This is a genomic window from Microvirga aerilata (assembly GCF_016743775.1).
Taxonomy (GTDB): Bacteria; Pseudomonadota; Alphaproteobacteria; order Rhizobiales; family Beijerinckiaceae; genus Microvirga; species Microvirga aerilata.
Genome location: NZ_JAEQMY010000003.1, coordinates 1 through 17,610 on the forward strand (window position 1 = coordinate 1; position 17,610 = coordinate 17,610).

A 17,610-nucleotide genomic window follows, 5' to 3' on the forward strand; every position below is an offset into this window, starting at 1 on the left:
CTGGTCCGCAAGGTCCTACGGGTCCGCAAGGCGAGACCGGAGCCACTGGTCCGCAAGGTCCTACGGGTCCGCAAGGCCCTCAGGGTGAGACGGGTCCTACAGGGCCGGTCGGCCCGACTGGTCCTCAGGGGCCAACAGGTCCGCAGGGTCCGACCGGCCCAACTGGTCCGCAAGGCCCGACGGGTCCAACAGGTCCGCAGGGACCTCAAGGACAGCCTACGCCTGTTTCGAAGCCGCAGATCAAGGGCATGACTACACCTGACGACGATAGCATCGTTGGTACAGACGAGGGTGAGAAGCTGTACGGCTGGGATGGTAATGACACCATCCTTGGCTCGGGTGGCAACGATGCGATCTATGGGAGTGATGGGAGGGACGTTCTCTATGGTGGAGCGGGGAACGACGCGTTCGTCTTCAATACAGCGCCGAGCAAATCCACGAACCTCGATAAGATCATGGACTTCACGGTTCCCGGTGACTCGATCTACCTGGAGAATGCGGTCTTCAAGAAGTTGGGGTCGAAGGGGTCGGTCTCGAAGCCAATGGGTCTGAATAAGGACTTCTTCGTTAAGGGCTCCAAGGCCAAGGACAAGAACGACTATGTCATCTATGACAACAAGAAGGGCGTTCTTCTGTACGACGCGGACGGTTCGGGTAAGGGCAAGGCGGTCGAGATTGCTACCCTCTCCAAGAACCTCGCCATGACCTACAAGGACTTCTTCGTCATCTAAGAAGCACAAAGCCCCGGAGCAATCCGGGGCTTTTTACTTACAAATCATCTCCGACCTTCTCCGAACGTGCGCTGAGCCTCAACCACAAAGGCCAGTTTCAGTGAGGTGCTACGGCGCAAGTTGAGGCTGGGTCTGCGGCTATCATCACAGATGGTCGCTCACATCTCTCATGAAGTTATCCCCGCCAACCGATATGGAGAGTCCGTTTATCTCAAACTGACCGGGAACTTGAGGAATGATTCAGCCGAGACGATCAGGCGAGTAGTTGTGACTTGTGCAACCACCAACGCGTTTGATTTCACCGATACACATGGCAAGCTCTTAGAGAAGCTCTCTTTGAAGCCCAGTGAGGTTATGTCGCTTAATCGTCGGGTGGCTAAAGTGAGCGGCAAACCCACGACGGCGCTCTGGAGGTTGGAAGGGGTGAACAAAGTTTAGCCCAAGCCCTCTTCCAACCTCACACTGAATACAAAAGTTAAGCTTCGGCTGTATATGACCTTCTCTGGCCTCTATCTTCGGCGCGCCGCACCTGTCGCTATCACTCTGGCGTTACCAATGTCTTGGGTAGTTCTTCCGGCGACATGGTATGATCCAGCGGGATCGACGAGAATCTCAACGCCTTTGTATTTCTCGAAAAGCTTGAGACCCAGTTCTTTACGTTGTGTCCATTGCTGCTCGATTTCAGAAACTATCAGTTGTATCGAGCTTTTTTGCTGTACTCCAGCGTATGCGCGCTTGAATTTATCGAGAGCTTCATCACCAAGCCCTGATAGGCGGTTTACAGCATCTTTGATGTCAGGATCATATAGGACCAAATTGGGCCACTGCTGATCAAATTTTTTGAACTCCCGAGAGTCAGCGATTGCATCTTGGGTCATAAAAAGGAAGCCCAGTGCGACAGGAAATACAAAGCATGCAAAAGCCCACAGTGGCGCATTCCTGCGCTTTCGAGTAGCCATTCTGTAGCCAACGAATGCGCACAATACTGGAATGATGATGTATAATACTAACACGTTCTGCCCCGTTTGAATTCTTGATACGTTCTGCGAACATTGCCGCGACGGCGGTATATCATACGGCAAGGTGCAGAATCGATTTTGTAGCCTTCAGAGTTAAGGTTGTCTTTATTAGCAAATCTGTGCGTGGCTCAGACTCAGCAACCATCAGGCTCAACGTCACTGGAACCGTAAAGAATGACTCAACCGGGACGATCAGGCTGGTCACAGTTCTATGTGAAGCGACCAACATGTTCGGGTTCAGGGACGCCTTTGCAAAGCACCTCGACAATCTGGAGCTTAGACCTGGGGAGGTTCTTCCCGTGAAGGGGCGTGTAACGAAGCTGACCGGCAAGCCCACCGCAGTCCTTTGCCGACTTGAGCGAGTGGAGAAAGGTTCACCGTGAGCGACTGCGCCGATTTTGGCCATCGGCAACTTCAACAGAACCTTCCGTGATTTCGTTGGATAAATACCTCGACACTCCACAACGGGGTTTTCAGTGTTTTACCATGAACTTCCCACGCCCGAACATCCGGCCAAGCGTAGTAGGCCACGAGACATTACGAAGCTCTTTGTCCACAAAGCAGAGTGGGCAGACATGGAGGCGATCCAGACAGCCCATGGTCCCAATGAAATTATAGACGGTGAAAAGTTCCCTGTGATCGATGCTTACATTGTCGAGGTACTTTGCGCTAACCCGTCCGCTGCTTTTGCTCTTCTCGAAGCATGGCTCACCTACTGCGAAACAAGCCCACATCGATAGGTTCTGTGATCCCAGTTTATAGACGTTATCTATCTGGCAGCGTTGAGCGGCAAGGCTCGTGATGGGTTCACAAAAGGGTCAAGTTTCTCATGAAAGTCGTTATCAGAATACGATGGGCATGGGTTCGATCTCGAATGTGGTTGGCATGGTACCAAGCACGACTTTCTTCTGGGATTGTCGGGGCCAGATGGCAAATTTGAAGGGCTGGTAGCGACCAGAAAGATCAGCCGACGATAGCGATCCTGGACGGACTATCCCCATGATCTCAGATCGTATGTTTTCGGGCGTGGTAGCTCGTAACGTCGTTGGCCAACGTCCATGGAATGCCTCCAGAACCTCGGACGATGTGAGCGAACCGAGGCTACCCACCCCACGAACACTACCGTCCTGGCCGAACCAGACGTGCAGCATAAACTCCCGCCACCAGCGGCAACAGCGCCTACGGTGGTCTACGAGGTTTCGTGCTTCGATCCTGAAGGTGGAGAAGTCGGCCAGAGTTGGTGAGGGAAGCGCCATCTCGATCACAAACAGTTTCCCGACCGCAGTGGCTTGGATACGTTTTGTCAGTCGGCCAGCATAGCGGCGAGCGCATGGAGCACAGTCAGTTCGAGCACATCTGGATTGAGAACAGCACTTCGTCATGCGGGTATTTATGAACCAGAGATCGGCGGCTAACGAGTTTCCCTTGATCTCAATTCAAACGAACGGTCATAGTTTGGAAAAGTCTTTCCGGAGTCGGAGTCGAATGCCAACCGGTGCCCTGGTTATTGGTCCACAATCATTGTGCAAGGAGTTCCTTCGAAGTGTGGGAGGATTCTACGTCTACATCCTAAGGCGACCTGACGGGCGACCGTTCTACGTTGGGAAGGGTGTTGGAGATCGGGTCTTTGCTCATGAGAATGAGGCTCGGCACCCCAACGACTGGCGCTCGAACGCTTACAAGCTGAATGTCATCCGGTCGATCTGGCGGTCAGGAAAAGTAGTCACTTACGAGATTGACTATGTGGGTGATGATGAGGAGATAGTCTACGCTCGTGAAGCTAAGCTTATCGGCCACTTCAAACGGCTTCACGAAGGTGGACCACTTACAAATCTTGCTCCTGGAGGCGGGGCAACCACAGGTGCTGCACCTGTCTCGAAGGAGAAGCATTCAACAACTCTTGGCGGTATTCCGGACAACAATCCGGAACGGGCGACATTGAATGGGTATATCCTTAGCATCGCAGACATGAAGTCCGTGGTGCTTAAGCCAACGGAACAGTTCGTGGCGCGTCCTACCCAGCGGTATCCAAACAAATCCATGGCCCCATCCCTACGACAGGCGGTGGCACTCGTCGCATCCGCCGCCGCGAATGGCATCGCATTAGATGGGGGTTGCAATATCCCCCGTCGAGTCGTTGTCGAAGGTGTATCGGGCCTTGTAGAGAACGGCGTAGCTTGTGACGTAGTAACGAGCGGCCTCGGAGCCCTCATTCCAAATGCTAATCCTGCGGATGAATGCTTCCAACTCACGGCGGACCAAGCTCGAATTGTGGTGGGCTTGGTCGGAATTCGAAAGTGCGTTGATTTAGGGGTTCTGGACACCCAAGCACTTCTCGCACCGTCCGCGTGAAGGTTGGCGGCTATTACCCGCGCCCACCCGCAGATTCTCAAGAAGTCCTCAGTTTTGAACGCCTGAAACGCCGATGCTCGTCCCAAGGCGCTTAGCGATCTTCGCAACAGTCGCGCGGCTGCAACCAGTCGCGGCCTGGATTTGCGACCACGAGGAACCGGCCCTGAGCATGGATGCGATACCGCTGTTGCGAGCGAGATTCTCCTTACGACCGGTGTAGCGGCCTTCCGCCTTGGCTTTCATTTGCCCTTGAGCCTGTCGGCGACGACGATCTTCGTAGTCTTTGCGAGCCACAGCCGCGAGCACGTCCAGCATCATGCCGTTGACGGCCTCGAACATTCTGAGGGTGAAGTCATCCACCTTTGCGGTCGCCATCATCCAGGAGGTCGGTAGGTCAAGCGCGACGACACGGACGCGACGAGCAGCAAGCTCGGACTTTAGCCGCTCCCAGTCGGGAGCAGTAAGGCGACTGAGGCGATCTACTTGCTCGCATAAAAGGATATCCCCCTCGGAAGCATCAGCCAGAAGCCGGAAAAGCTCGGGACGATCAAGCTTCGTGCCGCTCTCGTTTTCAACGTAGGTGGCTGCGATGCGTAGCCCATGCTCCTTTGCAAAGGTTTCGATCTGCTCACGGGCGCGGGTCGCGTCCTGGCTTTTGTCAGACGCGCGGAGATAAGCACGAACGAACATCGAACCCCCAAATAGTTCAGTTAGGATGGTTCACAGCGTAGCGGTTCATTTATAATGGTCAAGCTTATCTTTCTGAACCAGTTCTCAGCCGGTGTACGAAGGGCATGCCCAAGTTGAACCAATGATCCTGATGTAAGGGGCTGTGCGACGTAGGACTTCCCATGGAACAGTATCTGTTTCTTGGGGAACGTTCCGCGAGAACAACCTCAATCGGATGGAAAGCACCACAATAGCGGCGTGATCGAGCACCAACAGAAACTCCGAAGCCCTAAAGCTCCGAAGGGCTTCAGCGGTATGTAGTAACAGTGGGGCGTGAACGATTAACGGCTGGGTCCTGCTGGTGCCCGTACCTCAAGTCTGCCACGCTTTCAGTCACCGCCAGTAGCGTCACTCCAAAATCATATGATACCGTGATATTTGTGGCCTCGACGGGGATATCATTATGGATGAAGACCACTTCAACATGGCCGTCCGCAAGTTCCTGAAGGAAGTCGGAGTAACATCTCAGCGAGAGATTGAGCGGGTTGTGCGTGAGGGAGCCGTGAAAGGGACGAGCCTGCGGCTTCGCATGACCCTGACTTCAGACGATGAGCCCGCGCTAAAGCATGTCGTCGAAACAACCATCGAACTCCGATAACTCATCCTCTATCTCGGGGGAAGAAACTACCGGGGGCGACGTTGCGGTTTCGAGAACAATGGCCTGTCGCACTGTTCGTATTCGGGATGGTAGTTGTGGCATTTATCGCGAGCGCGACTTACTCCGAGGCGTGGTGCGGCACAGAAGACCGTTCAGCCGCCGTCTGTATCCGGAATTGGGTTAATGCAGCCGGAAACCTGTTTACTTTTGTCATTGCCGCTATCGCAGCCGCCATCGCTTATGGAGCATCGCATCGAGAAGTGAACCTACCCCGGCTTGAATCGCACCGAGAGGTTATCATAAAGCTCGCCAAACTATACGCGCAGATCGAGACCACCTCTGAGGCAGTAAATGCCAATCTGGTATTAGTACAAGAGGCGCTCAGAGAAGATAAAAAGCTTTTGGCAGTCATTGCTGTAAAAAAAGTGACCGATTTGATGTTTGAGCTTGAAAGAGATGTCGGGGGACTGGAGGAATACTCTGACAAGTTGCTGTTTTCTTCTGATGCTCAGTTGCAGTTCGAGAAAGTCCAACTTTTCGGGCGCATAGTGACATCTTCAAGCGGCACTATAAATAAGATTAATTCGCTGCTGACGACGGTAAGAGGCCAAGAATGGAGTCACGAGGACCAAGATCAGATTGGATTCCTTGCATGGTATATGTCGCGTTCAATAGGCCAAATTGATCATTTCATAGAAGACAGCGGCAGATTTTCCAAGCTTGTGCAGGAGTCGCATCGAAAATCTATAGAGTTGGTGGATGATTACCGACGCCAAATAGATAGGCTCAGTCGAGGCGTCTTCCTTTGATGCCCTTGTGCTATGCTCACGGTATGTTCGCCGCTAACCAAAATCTCCGGAAGCTGTTACCGAACCCGACACCCGAAGAACACGTCGAGAAACGTCGTGAGATGTGGCGCGAGCAGAAGGCGCTCCAATGCCCCTTAGTTCATCCTCTGGTGATATGTTCCGAACAACGCGCGGAGGAACGCTCTTGGCACGCTGCCCAACATCCAGGGGCTTGTTGCGTTGGGGCTGGAACTCATCTTGAATTGCACCTCCGAGTGAAGAGGGTAGGGTGAGTAACAGCAGCCTCGTAGGGCAGGTAAAAAATGGTCTGAGCCCGTGCCAGCAGGAGTCGAGGAACCTATGATCTTTGTCGCCACGGGAGAAGGCGAGAACGGGCCGGTATCCACCACGTATGAAATGCCCGCTATGGCACTCCAACAAGCCCACAGGTTAGCCGACGAGGGTGCGCGGCACGTGTTGATCGTCGCGGACGGCCAGGAGTTCGCACCTGTCGATTTCAAGCGTCTCTTCGTTGGGCCTGGGCCGGTCGGAACGTAGCGGAGCGAACAAGGTCTCAAGGTCCGGTCCCTAAGCCGCAGACCCAGGGAAACCGACCTGGGCGCGTGTCCAGTTGAGCGAGGCTCGATCTCATACCGACCGTCAAGCTGGAGGCGAATGATCGAATCAGGCGCTGACCCACACCTGTCGTATGCAGGGGACTCCGGGTGAGAGGAGGACGGCTACCCAGCCTCAGTCCTTCTTCGCGGTATACGGCAACAGGCGCACGAATACGTCGTGAACTGTTTGATAGCATTCACATGAGACCTCTCTGAGAGAAGCCGGGTCCGTGATGGTGATGCCGCCCCGGCCCTGTTTGATCCAACCAGAATTGTCAAACTTCTTCATGATGGCACTGATGGTCGAGCGTTGGGTTCCCAGGCGATCCGCCCAGAACTCATGGGTCAGGGGGATCATCCCCTGATCAACCCGATGGCTCGTGCTCAGGATCAGGCGAGCACAACGGGCTTCCACACTATGGATGGCGTTACAGGCGACGTTCTGGAGAACCCGCGCCATAAGAGCCTCCATGAAGTGGCGCATCTGGCGCTGAATGGCGGGACGTGTGCTGACCACCTCGTGCATCTTTGCGATCTTGATCCGCGAGGCCGTGCCGGTAATCTGCACGACATAGCGCCCAAAAGCCTGATTGGTGACCGCTGCTCCTGTGAGACCTGTGACGCCTTCGCTGCCAAAAACCGACATCTCGGCAGAGCGACCATCGTGCATGACAGCCATCAGCGAGATAATGATGTTATGTGGGAAGTAGGCGTAGGGAAGAGGCTGACCCGTCTCGCAGAGAACCTGACCCTGCTGCAAGCTTACGATCTCCAGGTGGGGCTCCAGACAGGCAAAGTCTTCCGGCTCCAGAGCAGCCAGGAGCTTATTCGCCCGATGCTCCCGGACGGCTCCTGCATACAGCATGTCGGTAGAATACATTTGTTTGTCTGCCCCTTATGGTTCTCTATTCTTATAAGGTGAGCTAAAAGCAAACAGTTTTCTTGTGAGGCACCCTGCCGCAGAAAGTTTATATCTCAACCAATCTCGCCAGTGTCAGAGATTTTGGAGGTTGGGCATGACTAACCTATGTTATTTTTCTGGGATCAACCTGCTTAACCTGGATGAGCCGGGATCAGCACGACTGGAATTGCCAGTTTGCAGGACAACTTGAGACGCTCGGCGGTATCGAGGCAGCGTAGAAGAGCCTGGAGGCGATGCTCACCTCCAGGCTCTTCTTCTTACCTCACACGAGTCCTGACCAAGACCATCTCGGCATCGGCGGCGAAGCTGACACCGATAGTCAGATTGCCGATGGCGGCTTCGGATAGCGGGTGACACCCAGCCTTCTGAGGGTCACAGGTGACCCGCTTTTATGTCCAGACCAGTCTGCGTAGGTCCGGATCGTCCGGTCAGGGAGGACGAGCGCGTTGCGACGTGAGGCCCGAGCGGGTGCGCTATCGAGTTCATCACGAGATCACAGGTACATCGACGAGATGAGATCACCGAGATGAGATTACGACATCGAGGGAGCCGAAGGCGACCAAGCCAATCCTGAAGGCTAATCCAAAGACTTATGAGGCCGACTTCAAGTCGCCCTGCCAAGGCCATTCCCGTTCAACGGCTTACGCCGTTGCACTCTCATGGCCGCTGGCTCGTCGATGTAGAGATGTAGTTTGTGATATACATGAATCTATATCTAAATAGCCTACGGCTATTACGTGCCGACTTCTATTTCTTAAGAGATATTTGTCTACATCTACTACATATCTACATAAAGGACCTATAAGTCCCCATGTAATAAGGGATTTCTCCGATGTAGATCGGGAGTGATGATCTTCCCCCGTGTAGGCCCGATCCTCCAGCATCACCCATATCCGGCCCAATCCGGCCACATCCCACGAGAACGAAGGCTTCAGCCGCAGTGGGAGTGGGTGAGGCGGTTCGGACGCGAAGCGGACGGACCCTTCATATTCAGGCAATCATGCATCGGTCGCATATCAGGGCTGCGTCAGAGTAGGGGGATTTTTGCACGAAAAATAATGCGCGAGAAGAATCGCCTCCGCTAAATAGGTGCAGATGTCGAATGAAGGTTAAGTTAACACAAAATCTTCATCCGACATCGCTAAAGCTGTACTGGATCGTATTGCGGTCCGGTGAACTAACTATCTATTATATAAAGTTCTTTTATTTATGATTACCGATACTATCATTGTTCCGGATGCTCCGAGGAGCAAGTGGGAAGAACACAACGATTACCAGCGTGAAATCATCAACGACTTGACCGCACGGATCGTCAAAGGCGAAATCATCGACCCTGGCTTCATCGAGATCACCATCAGTCCGAACTACGACAACACCCTAATCCGTGACTTCGGAATCAAGAACGAGATTGTCAGCAAGGCACAGTTCAACGAGATGCTTCGTCGGGTGAAGGTCAAGGACGTGCTTGGTGCGATCCCGATGAACCCCACTCATCTTGTTGAGATCGTGGTGAAGCGGGACAAGGTCGAATGCCAGTATGACGGAAGGCTGACCCGAGATGTCGTGGCGTTCGAGATCATAGAGGCGACCGGCGAGAAGCTCTACTACGATGCCGAATCCATGAAGGACGAACTGGTTCGGCTCCAGCGTGAGTTCCACCATCCGAAGACCCTCAACTTCATGGACTTCGAACGTCAGCTTCGTATCCTGAACGACAATCTTCGCCTTAATTTCAGCCGTGATGCGATCTCTGACGCCCTGACGCAGTGGTACGAGAACAGCAAGAAGGCTCGTCTCTTCTACCTGTTCGGACAGGTCGGTATGGGTAGGACCCGTGGGGTTGGTGTGGTCGGGGTCGATCAGATGTGGACCGATCTGGCCGAGAAGGTTTTCGATACCAGCCACGACGGCCCTGATTTCATCATCGCCGTCCTGAAGAAGTTCATCTGGCAGGTAAAGCGGAAAATCAGGAACTCTGCCAACGTGATGCTGCCGGTAACAAACCATCTGATGCCGGTGATCCTGGGTCCGCAGGGCAAAGGCAAGTCCACCTTTGTCAACATGTTCATCGCACCGTTGAAGGAACTGACCCTGGAGGTCGATTTTAAGATGATCGAGGATGACCGCAATATCGACATCTGGAACAGCTTCATCCTATTCCTTGACGAAATGGGCTATGCCTCGAAGGCGAACGTAGACACCATCAAAAACGCGATCACGGCCACAACCCTGACCCGGCGTCCGATGCGTTCGAACTCTAAGGTTACAGTCAGCCAGAATGCCACCTTCATCGGATGCTCGAACAAAACCCTGGCACAGCTTATCAAGGACCCGACCGGTATCCGCCGCTTCGTTGGCCTTCAGTTCTCAGCCAACCCTTGTTGGAACACCATGAACCAGATCGATTACCTGAAGCTGTGGCTATCGGTCGATCCGAACACGGAAGACCCGATGCTGCCCTTCATGGACCTGTTGAAGGATCGGCAGGAAGAGGAACGCGAGAAGGGCCGTGTCGAAGAATGGCTGGCTCAGTTCGAGCCGAGCGCAGGACCGGCTAAGGAATATGGCAAGACGTTCTATGGCCTGTCCAAGGCTGGAAAGATCGCAGCCAAAGACCTGTTCGAGCTATATAGCGAATGGGAAGGAGTGATGTTCCCTGGATCGTATGGCCGTATGTCGGTCAACGAATGGGGCCACGAGATGAAGCGTCTGTTGGACAACGATCCGGCTTCCGTCCCGTTCGAGAAGGGCACCCGCAGTTCCAAAGGTGTCACCTACGTCCACACGGGATCGCTGAACATCGTTCCCATGGCGAAGGCCCAGAAGGTCGGATACGTGCGCTGATGACTATGACCCTTGATGACATTGTGGACCTGATCCACGCAGACCATCAGAGTAGCCTTGGAAGGTTGCTGCACATGTTCCGTACCAACGGCTTCCCGGAAGGCTGCACTGAAGAGAGCATCATCACCATGCTGGAACTCGCTCGCGATTTCCGGATCGAAGAAGCCGAAGAACTCGTTGAGCGGTGGCCCATCATCGTCTCGACCGAAAACTGGTCGACTTGGATCGAGATGGACGCGTCAAAGGAAGAAGTGCGCGAATGGGCGAGGGAGAACCTTCACGGTGGTTGGGACTTCCACCATGGCTTGAAGTTGGTCTCCTTCGAGAACGACGTTGATGCGGTTTTCTTCAAGCTTCGGTGGCGCTGACCAAAACAGATTGGAATCGGCCCTCAATGGGCTGATTCTCGTTTCCGACCTGGAATACCGGCATATGTGACGACGCCCTGATCCCACAATAGACTACCTTAACCAATAGGACGCGACCTTCGCCGATTTCGAATGCCCGTTCAAAGGATACGCTACGGTCGGACATGGGGGCGGGACATAGAGTAGCCACCCACATCCGGCAAAGCTGACGCCCCCAGGACCTCTCGGAAAGCCTTCCGCACGGCGAAGCTGGTGTCGGGCACCGTGCAGTGAACCTGCCTTAGCCGCCGTCTTTGCTAAGGCTTCACCCCAGCTTGGCCGTAGCCGTATCTGTACCCACGACTACCGGGTCAACGAACCAACCGCCCCTGTGGACCGTCGCCTCGAAGGGGTGAATGGGGATGTGTGCCTCCAATCATGCCTGAACCACGATGATCATGGGGCCAGGAGCACGATGATCAGGACCATCGTGAACAGCGGGTAGTCGTCCTTGCTGATCATCGTCGGAATTTGCTCTTCCAGCGCTCGAACCGAGCGTCGTCCTCCGCTTTTTGCGTGGCCGAGCGTAGGTCCGTTACAATCTCAGGCTTGACATTAGGCGCGACGGGTTGAGGAATTGGCGCGGAACCTGCCTCTTCCTTCCGCGAAGAGCCCTCTTCTTTTTCCTTTTTCTCTTCCTTCTTTTCTTTTTTTTCATTTGATTGGAGATGGGCGCTCGAAAAGTGCCGGGTATTCTTCCACTCCTTTCGACGCTCCAACCACTGGCTCCATTTTGGTGTGGCCGTGATCAAGTTGGTCTTGTTCAGGCGTCCCTCCCGGCGGTAGAGGACGCCGAGCAAGCCAAGCTCCTTGCCTTTCTTCAGGGCGCTGCGGACGACCTTGACGCCGCAACCGGCCAAGTCGCCGATCTTAGCGACGTAGAGGTCGCAGTAGCCGTGATCGTTGATCTCGACCCCAACAGTTGTCAGGACAGCCGTCTCGCCTGGGGTCAGGGCGGCTGAGAACGTGGGCGGGACCAGGACGCCTCTTTTACCATGTGCCAATCCATAGCGCCGTTCCCGCCGCTTCTGGCGTTGCTCCGAGGAGGGGAGGTTACGTGGACGATGCGGTACGAGACCTGGAAGGTTGAACTGGACCCCATTCTGCGCGAGGACCTTCCCGGCGAGCTTCCCGAGGGCTTGGTGCTTGATGGACACCGCGACCTTTTGATCAAGTCGGAGAGGTCTTCGGCCATTGGCCACCGCCATAACCGCTTCAGCCTCCTTATCTGAGAGACCCGAGAGGCTGGTCATATGCCGATTGATGAAATCCTTGGAGAAGTGATCGATAGCTACGTTCTCATGCGGCAGATCACGGACTGTCTCCATCCACGTCTTAAAAGACCGACTCTCCACAACCATCGCTCCCGATGGCCGTAGGCAAAGCTTCGCCGTCGAGGGCCGATGACCCCTTGACGAGCAGATACGGTCATGGAATTCTGGCCCTGCGAGAAGCGGTTTGTTCCACGAGCCGAATTAGATTGGCCCCGGTCTGCAAACCGGGGCTTTTCTTTTGCCTTACCTCACGACCATTCCTTCCAGCGTTTCACAGCCAGAGAAGCGGTTTCAGAGCTTGGCTATCGACGTTCTCACCAGTCGAAGTTTGAATTTGTTCAATTCTCGGAGCTGAAGGTGAAGGACTTGCCGTCGCTCAAGATCACCTTGGTCCGGAACGCCCTCTGGGCCAGGCGGCCCGGCTCAAAGGTCATGCGCACGGTGTCCACCGCGCCGAGCTGAACCTCATGGACCTTGCGGCCGGAATCGACGGTGAGCTTGTCGCCGTTGAGGATAAAGGAGATCGGCCCGCTGAAGGGCTTGGGGCTGTGGGCGTAGGTCTGGGTCATGGTCTCGATGGGCCTCAGCCTTGATCAAGGCTGCTTTGTTCTTGCCGGATGATGCTCACCGTACCAGTTCGCGCATCGCATGGTCTATGCCTTCGAGATTGAGCGGATACATGCGCTCGCCGAAGAGCTGGCGGATCAGGGTGATGGATTGGGTATATCCCCAATGGGGTTGGGGGACGGGGTTGAGCCACACCGCCTTCGGGAAATGGTCCAGGATGCGCCGAAGCCAGGCCTGCCCCGGCTCCTCGTTCCAATGCTCCACCGATCCGCCGGGATGCGTGACCTCATAGGGGCTCATGGAGGCATCGCCCACGAAGACCACCCGGTAGTCGGACGGATAGGTGCGGATCACGTCGAGGGTGGGAATCGTCTCGTCGAAACGGCGGCGGTTTTGCTTCCACAGGTTCTCGTAGACGCAGTTGTGGAAGTAGAAGTGCTCGAAATGCTTGAACTCGAGCCGGGCCGCCGAAAAGAGCTCTTCCGCCACCTGGATGTGCCAGTCCATGGAGCCGCCCACATCGAGAAAGAGCAGCACCTTGACCGCGTTGCGGCGCTCGGGGCGCAGGCGCACGTCGAGATAGCCCTTGTGGGCGGTCTCGTGAATCGTCTCGTCGAGGTCCAACTCCTCGGCCGAACCCGTGCGGGCGAAGCGGCGCAGGCGGCGGAGGGCGACACGCATGTTGCGCACGCCGAGTTCGACATTGTCGTCGAAATCCCTGAACTCGCGCTTGTCCCATACCTTCACGGCCCGGAAATTGCGGTTCCTGTCCTGGCCGATGCGGATGCCTTCCGGGTTGTAGCCGTAGGCCCCATAGGGCGAGGTGCCGGCGGTGCCGATCCACTTGTTGCCGCCCTGGTGGCGGCCCTTCTGTTCCTCGAGGCGCTCCTTCAAGGTTTCCCAGAGCTTGTCCCATCCCATGGCCTCAAGCTGGCTCTTCTCCTCGTCGGTGAGGTACCGCTCGGCGAGCTTGCGCAGCCACTCCTCCGGGATCTCCGTCTCGCCTAAAGCCTGCCCCATGCTCTCGATGCCTTTGAAGGCATGGGCAAAAACCTGATCGAACCGGTCGAAATGGCGCTCGTCCTTCACCAGGCAGGTGCGGGAGAGATAATAGAACTCCTCGACGCTCTTGTCGGCCAGGTCCTGATCGAGCGCCTCCAGCAGGGACAGGTACTCCCTGAAGGAAACCGGCACCTTGGCCGCGCGCAGCTCGGTGAAGAAGGTGAGAAACATCGCGCCAGTGTCAGGCAATGGCCGAGAAGGTCAAGCGCCAACCGGGAAGTCCGGTCTGGCTTTCACTTCCCGACCGTCCGCCGCGCCCGGAACTCGGCCCGTTCGGGCTTGCGGTTGTTTTTCTTGAGAACCTCCCGGAACTCGTCGCGCCGCTCGTGGATGGACGCAATGACAAGGCCCATGGGCACGCCGATATCGGCCAGCACCGCTTCGCTCAATTGCAAGGATGCCTCGATGGTCTCCGGTACCGCATCGTCCACGCCAAGATCATAGAGCTGGGCGGCATGCTTGTCGTCCCGGGCGCGGGACACGATGGTGATGTCCGGCCGCTCCTGACGGGCGGCCGCAACCACGGCCTCGATGGAGCTCGGGGTATCCAGGGTGATGACGAGGGCGCGGGCCTGCTCGATGCCGCAGGCGCGCAGGAACTCCGGATAGGATCCATCGCCGAAATAGACAGGCTTGTCCGTTTTGCGCTGGTCGGCGACGCGGACCGGGTCCATGTCGATGGCAAGATACGGCACCTTGTGCCGCTGGAGCATGTCGCCGACGAGCTGACCGACGCGCCCGTAGCCGGCCACGATGACGCGCCCGGCCTCCTCCGGCGGCGGAGGAACCGCTGCCGCTGGATCGATGGGGCGCTTCTTCTCGAGCTGACGGCTCAGGCGCCGCCCAAGGCGGGCAAAGAACGGGATGGCGATCATCGTCAGCGTGGTCACGAGCAGAAGGTTCTGGCCGGTTTCCCTGGGAACAAGACCCGACACGATGGCGCTGCCCAGGATGACGAGCGCGAATTCCCCGCCGGGCCCCAGAAGCAGGCTCGTCTCGGCGGCTTCCGCGGCATTAAGGCCGAAGGGGCGGCTCAGCCAGTAGATGATCACGCTCTTGATGGCGATTACGAAGGTGGCCACGGCCAGGATGGTCAGGGGCGCCTCAAGGAGCCGGAACACATCCAGGCTCATGCCGACGGAGACGAAGAAGACGCCGAGCAGAAGGCCCTTGAACGGCTGGATGGTCGTGTCGACGGCGCGGCGGTACTCGGTCTCCGACAGGAGGATGCCCGCGATGAAGGCACCAAGCGCCATGGAGAGGCCGCTTACGGCGGCCACCAGGCTCGTCACCATGATCACGAGCAGGCAGGCCGCCATGAAGAGCTCGGGGCTCTTGGTGGCCGTCACCAACTGAAAAAACGGCCGCAGCACCAGACGCCCGATCCCCACGATCACGGCGAGCGCCAAAGCCGCCTGCAGGAGGGCCATCGCGAAGGACAGCATGGTCGCGTCCGGCTGCCGGGTGTCCAGGGCCGCGATGGTGAACAGGATCGGCGCCACCGCAAGATCCTGGAAGAGCAGGGCGGAGAAGCTGGCGCGCCCGGCGGAGGTGTTGAGCCGCCTTTTCTCGGCCAGCACGGGCAGGACGATGGCCGTCGAGGAGAGGGCGAGCGCAATGCCGATGATCACCGCGGCCGTGATGGTATTCACGATTTTGAGGGCGAACAGGCTCAAGGCGAGCGTGCAGAGCACGACTTGAAGCGTGCCGAAGCCGAAGACCAGCCGGCGCAGGATGCGAAGGCGCTGCCAGGACAGCTCGATGCCGATGGTGAACAGCAGGAAGACCACCCCGAACTCGGCAAGCCGTGAGGTTCCCTCCGGGTTGGTGAAGGTCAGCCAGTCGACCCAAGGGTAGTCCGGGATGAGCCGCCCAAGACCATAGGGTCCCAGCAACGCGCCTGCTGCCAGAAACCCCAGCACCGGGCTGATTCTCAGCCGGTGGAACAGGGGGACGACAATGCCTGCGGTTGCCAGAAAAAGAATGGGTTCCTGATAGGCGTACAGGTCTACCGCGGCGGCCATCGCTTCCTTCCGGTCATGGATATTGTCGTTCTAGCGGGAGAGGGTGCGCAAGGGGTTAATTCCGCTCAAGGCCCATGGAAGGCGCGACATGAGCGCATGGCTGCCGGCGTGGCTGTGTCGAGAATGTCACCCTGAGGCTGCTGAGCAGAGCCCGGAATCGCCGGCCCAGTAGAGCGCCTGAACCTCAACGCTGTCATCCCCGCGCAGGCGGGGATCCATCACCACGGCGTCTCAGGAGAGGGCGAACAGCGTCGCGTCTTGTTCTGCAACGTTAGCGGTTATGGATCCCGGGCTCTGCTTCGCAGCCCCGGGATGACAGTGTTTTGTCTTGAGAACGTTCCCCAGATTGGCTCGGCCGTCCCAAACGGCGGTGCTCACAAACTAGTCCAGCGTCGCCAGCGCCTGGGCGAGGTCCGCCACCAGATCGTCCGGGTGTTCGATGCCGATGGAGACGCGGATGGTGGCGTCCGAGACCCCAAGGCGGTCGCGGGTAGCCTTCGGCACGCCCGAATGCGTGGTGGAGGCCGGGTGCGAGATCAACGACTCGGTGCCCCCCAGGCTCACCGCGAGCTTGAAGACCTGCAGGGCATTGAGCACCCGGAAGGCTTCCGCCTCGCCGCCCTTCACGTCGAATGAGAAGGTGGAGCCGGGGGCCTCGCACTGCGCCTTGTAGACCCGGTGCGCCGGGGAGCCCTCGGGCAGGTAGGCGAGGTGATGGACCTTCACGATGCTGGGGTGCTCGTGCAGGAATGCGGCGACGATCTCGCCGTTACGGTTGGCCGCGTTCATGCGCAGGGACAGGGTCTCAAGCGAGCGGCCCAGCATCCAGCAGGAATGAGGATCGAGCTGCGTGCCGATGGCGGAGCGCAGCAGGCGCACGGCCTTTATGTGCTCCTTCGAGCCCAGCGCCGCGCCGGCGATCAGGTCCGAGTGGCCGCCGACATATTTCGTGAGCGAGTAGACAGAGATGTCGGCCCCGTGCTGGATCGGCTTCGAGAATACCGGGCCGAGCAGGGTGTTGTCGCAGACGATGACCGGGCGATGCCCCTGCGCCTCGCCGATCTCGTCCGCGACCTGCCGGATCAGGGCGATATCCACGAGAGTGTTCAGCGGGTTGGACGGCGTTTCGATCTTGATCACCGAGACGCGCCCCTTCGCCTGCGCCTCCTTTGCGGCCGCACGGATGCCGGCCTCGTCCACGCCGTCGCCGAAGCCCACCGCCCCGATGCTCATATTGGCGAGCGTCTTGGCGATCAGGGTCTCCGTGCCGCCGTAAAGGGGCTGCGAGTGGAGAATCACGTCGCCGGGCTTGGCGAAGGCCAGGATCGTCGTGGCGATGGCCGACATGCCGGAGGAGAAGAGGAGGCCTGCCTCCGCTTCCTCGAAGATGGCGAGCCTGTCCTCGACGATCTCGGAATTGGGGTGGTTGAAGCGGGAATAGACGAGGCCGGCCGTCTCTCCTTGAGGCGGCTCCCGGCGGCCTGCTACGTAGTCGAAGAACTCCTTGCCGTGCTCGGCGCTGTTGAACACGAAGGTGGAGGTCAGGAAGACCGGAGGCTTCACGGCACCCTCTGACAGGGTTGGATCATAGCCGTAGCCCAGCATCAGGGTTTCGGGCTTCAGCTTATGATTGCCGATGCGGTCCTTGTGATAGCGGTTGTAAGCCATAGGTGATT

At 57.1% G+C, this 17,610-nt stretch carries 15 protein-coding genes; 7 read left to right on the top strand and 8 right to left on the bottom strand.

What is annotated here, in order from left to right; all coding sequences use genetic code 11:
• Positions 1 to 731, top strand: a 731-nt coding sequence (locus tag JKG68_RS02840) for a M10 family metallopeptidase C-terminal domain-containing protein (RefSeq protein WP_376773106.1), incomplete at its 5' end; no start/stop codon positions are given.
• A 509-nt stretch (positions 732 to 1,240) separates the two neighbouring features.
• Here the strand turns inward: JKG68_RS02840 and JKG68_RS02845 are convergent.
• The gene (locus JKG68_RS02845; protein ID WP_202055685.1) at positions 1,241 to 1,690 is read right to left on the bottom strand and encodes a hypothetical protein; all 450 of its coding nucleotides are present in this window, start codon (positions 1,688 to 1,690) and stop codon (positions 1,241 to 1,243) included.
• A 1,545-nt stretch (positions 1,691 to 3,235) separates the two neighbouring features.
• Here JKG68_RS02845 and JKG68_RS02850 point away from each other — a divergent pair.
• Positions 3,236 to 4,102: a GIY-YIG nuclease family protein gene (locus JKG68_RS02850; RefSeq protein ID WP_202055687.1), complete on the top strand. Its 867-nt coding sequence runs from the start codon at positions 3,236 to 3,238 to the stop codon at positions 4,100 to 4,102.
• Between the two features lie 48 nt (positions 4,103 to 4,150).
• Here the strand turns inward: JKG68_RS02850 and JKG68_RS02855 are convergent, their stop codons facing one another.
• Positions 4,151 to 4,792: a recombinase family protein gene (locus JKG68_RS02855; protein WP_202055688.1), complete on the bottom strand. Its 642-nt coding sequence runs from the start codon at positions 4,790 to 4,792 to the stop codon at positions 4,151 to 4,153.
• 442 nt (positions 4,793 to 5,234) lie between these two features.
• On the opposite strand from JKG68_RS02855, the gene JKG68_RS02860 reads away from it, so the two are divergent.
• The 3 genes from JKG68_RS02860 to JKG68_RS02870 all read left to right on the top strand — a co-directional run bounded on the left by JKG68_RS02860 (position 5,235) and on the right by JKG68_RS02870 (position 6,775).
• Positions 5,235 to 5,429: a DUF6494 family protein gene (locus JKG68_RS02860; RefSeq protein WP_202055689.1), complete on the top strand. Its 195-nt coding sequence runs from the start codon at positions 5,235 to 5,237 to the stop codon at positions 5,427 to 5,429.
• Positions 5,430 to 5,524: 95 nt separating this feature from the next.
• Positions 5,525 to 6,238 (top strand): hypothetical protein, encoded by a 714-nt coding sequence (locus tag JKG68_RS02865; RefSeq protein ID WP_202055690.1) that lies wholly within the window; start codon positions 5,525 to 5,527, stop codon positions 6,236 to 6,238.
• A gap of 339 nt (positions 6,239 to 6,577) precedes the next feature.
• On the top strand, positions 6,578 to 6,775 hold the full coding sequence (locus tag JKG68_RS02870) for a hypothetical protein (RefSeq protein ID WP_202055691.1): 198 nt from the start codon (positions 6,578 to 6,580) through the stop codon (positions 6,773 to 6,775).
• Positions 6,776 to 6,967: 192 nt separating this feature from the next.
• On the opposite strand, the gene JKG68_RS02875 is transcribed toward JKG68_RS02870, so the two are convergent.
• Positions 6,968 to 7,714 carry a Crp/Fnr family transcriptional regulator gene (locus JKG68_RS02875; protein WP_246515039.1) on the bottom strand — a complete coding sequence of 249 codons (747 nt, stop codon included), beginning with the start codon at positions 7,712 to 7,714 and terminating at the stop codon, positions 6,968 to 6,970.
• Between the two features lie 1,251 nt (positions 7,715 to 8,965).
• Between JKG68_RS02875 and JKG68_RS02880 the strand changes: the two genes are divergently transcribed.
• Both JKG68_RS02880 and JKG68_RS02885 read left to right on the top strand, forming a co-directional pair.
• A complete protein-coding gene (locus JKG68_RS02880) occupies positions 8,966 to 10,600 on the top strand; it encodes a VapE domain-containing protein (RefSeq protein ID WP_202055692.1) in 1,635 nt (544 codons plus the stop codon).
• 5 nt (positions 10,601 to 10,605) lie between these two features.
• Positions 10,606 to 10,968 (top strand): hypothetical protein, encoded by a 363-nt coding sequence (locus JKG68_RS02885; protein ID WP_202055693.1) that lies wholly within the window; start codon positions 10,606 to 10,608, stop codon positions 10,966 to 10,968.
• Between the two features lie 497 nt (positions 10,969 to 11,465).
• Here JKG68_RS02885 and JKG68_RS02890 read toward each other — a convergent pair whose 3' ends face one another.
• The 5 genes from JKG68_RS02890 to JKG68_RS02910 form a co-directional block, all read right to left on the bottom strand.
• On the bottom strand, positions 11,466 to 12,335 hold the full coding sequence (locus JKG68_RS02890) for a hypothetical protein (protein WP_202055694.1): 870 nt from the start codon (positions 12,333 to 12,335) through the stop codon (positions 11,466 to 11,468).
• Between the two features lie 284 nt (positions 12,336 to 12,619).
• A complete protein-coding gene (locus JKG68_RS02895; RefSeq protein ID WP_202055696.1) occupies positions 12,620 to 12,850 on the bottom strand; it encodes a hypothetical protein in 231 nt (76 codons plus the stop codon).
• Positions 12,851 to 12,905: 55 nt separating this feature from the next.
• Positions 12,906 to 14,081, bottom strand: a complete 1,176-nt coding sequence (locus JKG68_RS02900) for a vWA domain-containing protein (protein ID WP_202055702.1) — start codon at positions 14,079 to 14,081, stop codon at positions 12,906 to 12,908.
• Between the two features lie 62 nt (positions 14,082 to 14,143).
• Positions 14,144 to 15,934, bottom strand: coding sequence for a cation:proton antiporter domain-containing protein (locus JKG68_RS02905; protein WP_202055710.1), 1,791 nt, complete (start codon positions 15,932 to 15,934; stop codon positions 14,144 to 14,146).
• A gap of 381 nt (positions 15,935 to 16,315) precedes the next feature.
• Entirely contained in the window at positions 16,316 to 17,602 is a 1,287-nt protein-coding gene (locus tag JKG68_RS02910; RefSeq protein WP_202055712.1) for a cystathionine gamma-synthase family protein, read from the bottom strand.
• Positions 17,603 to 17,610 lie beyond the last annotated feature (8 nt).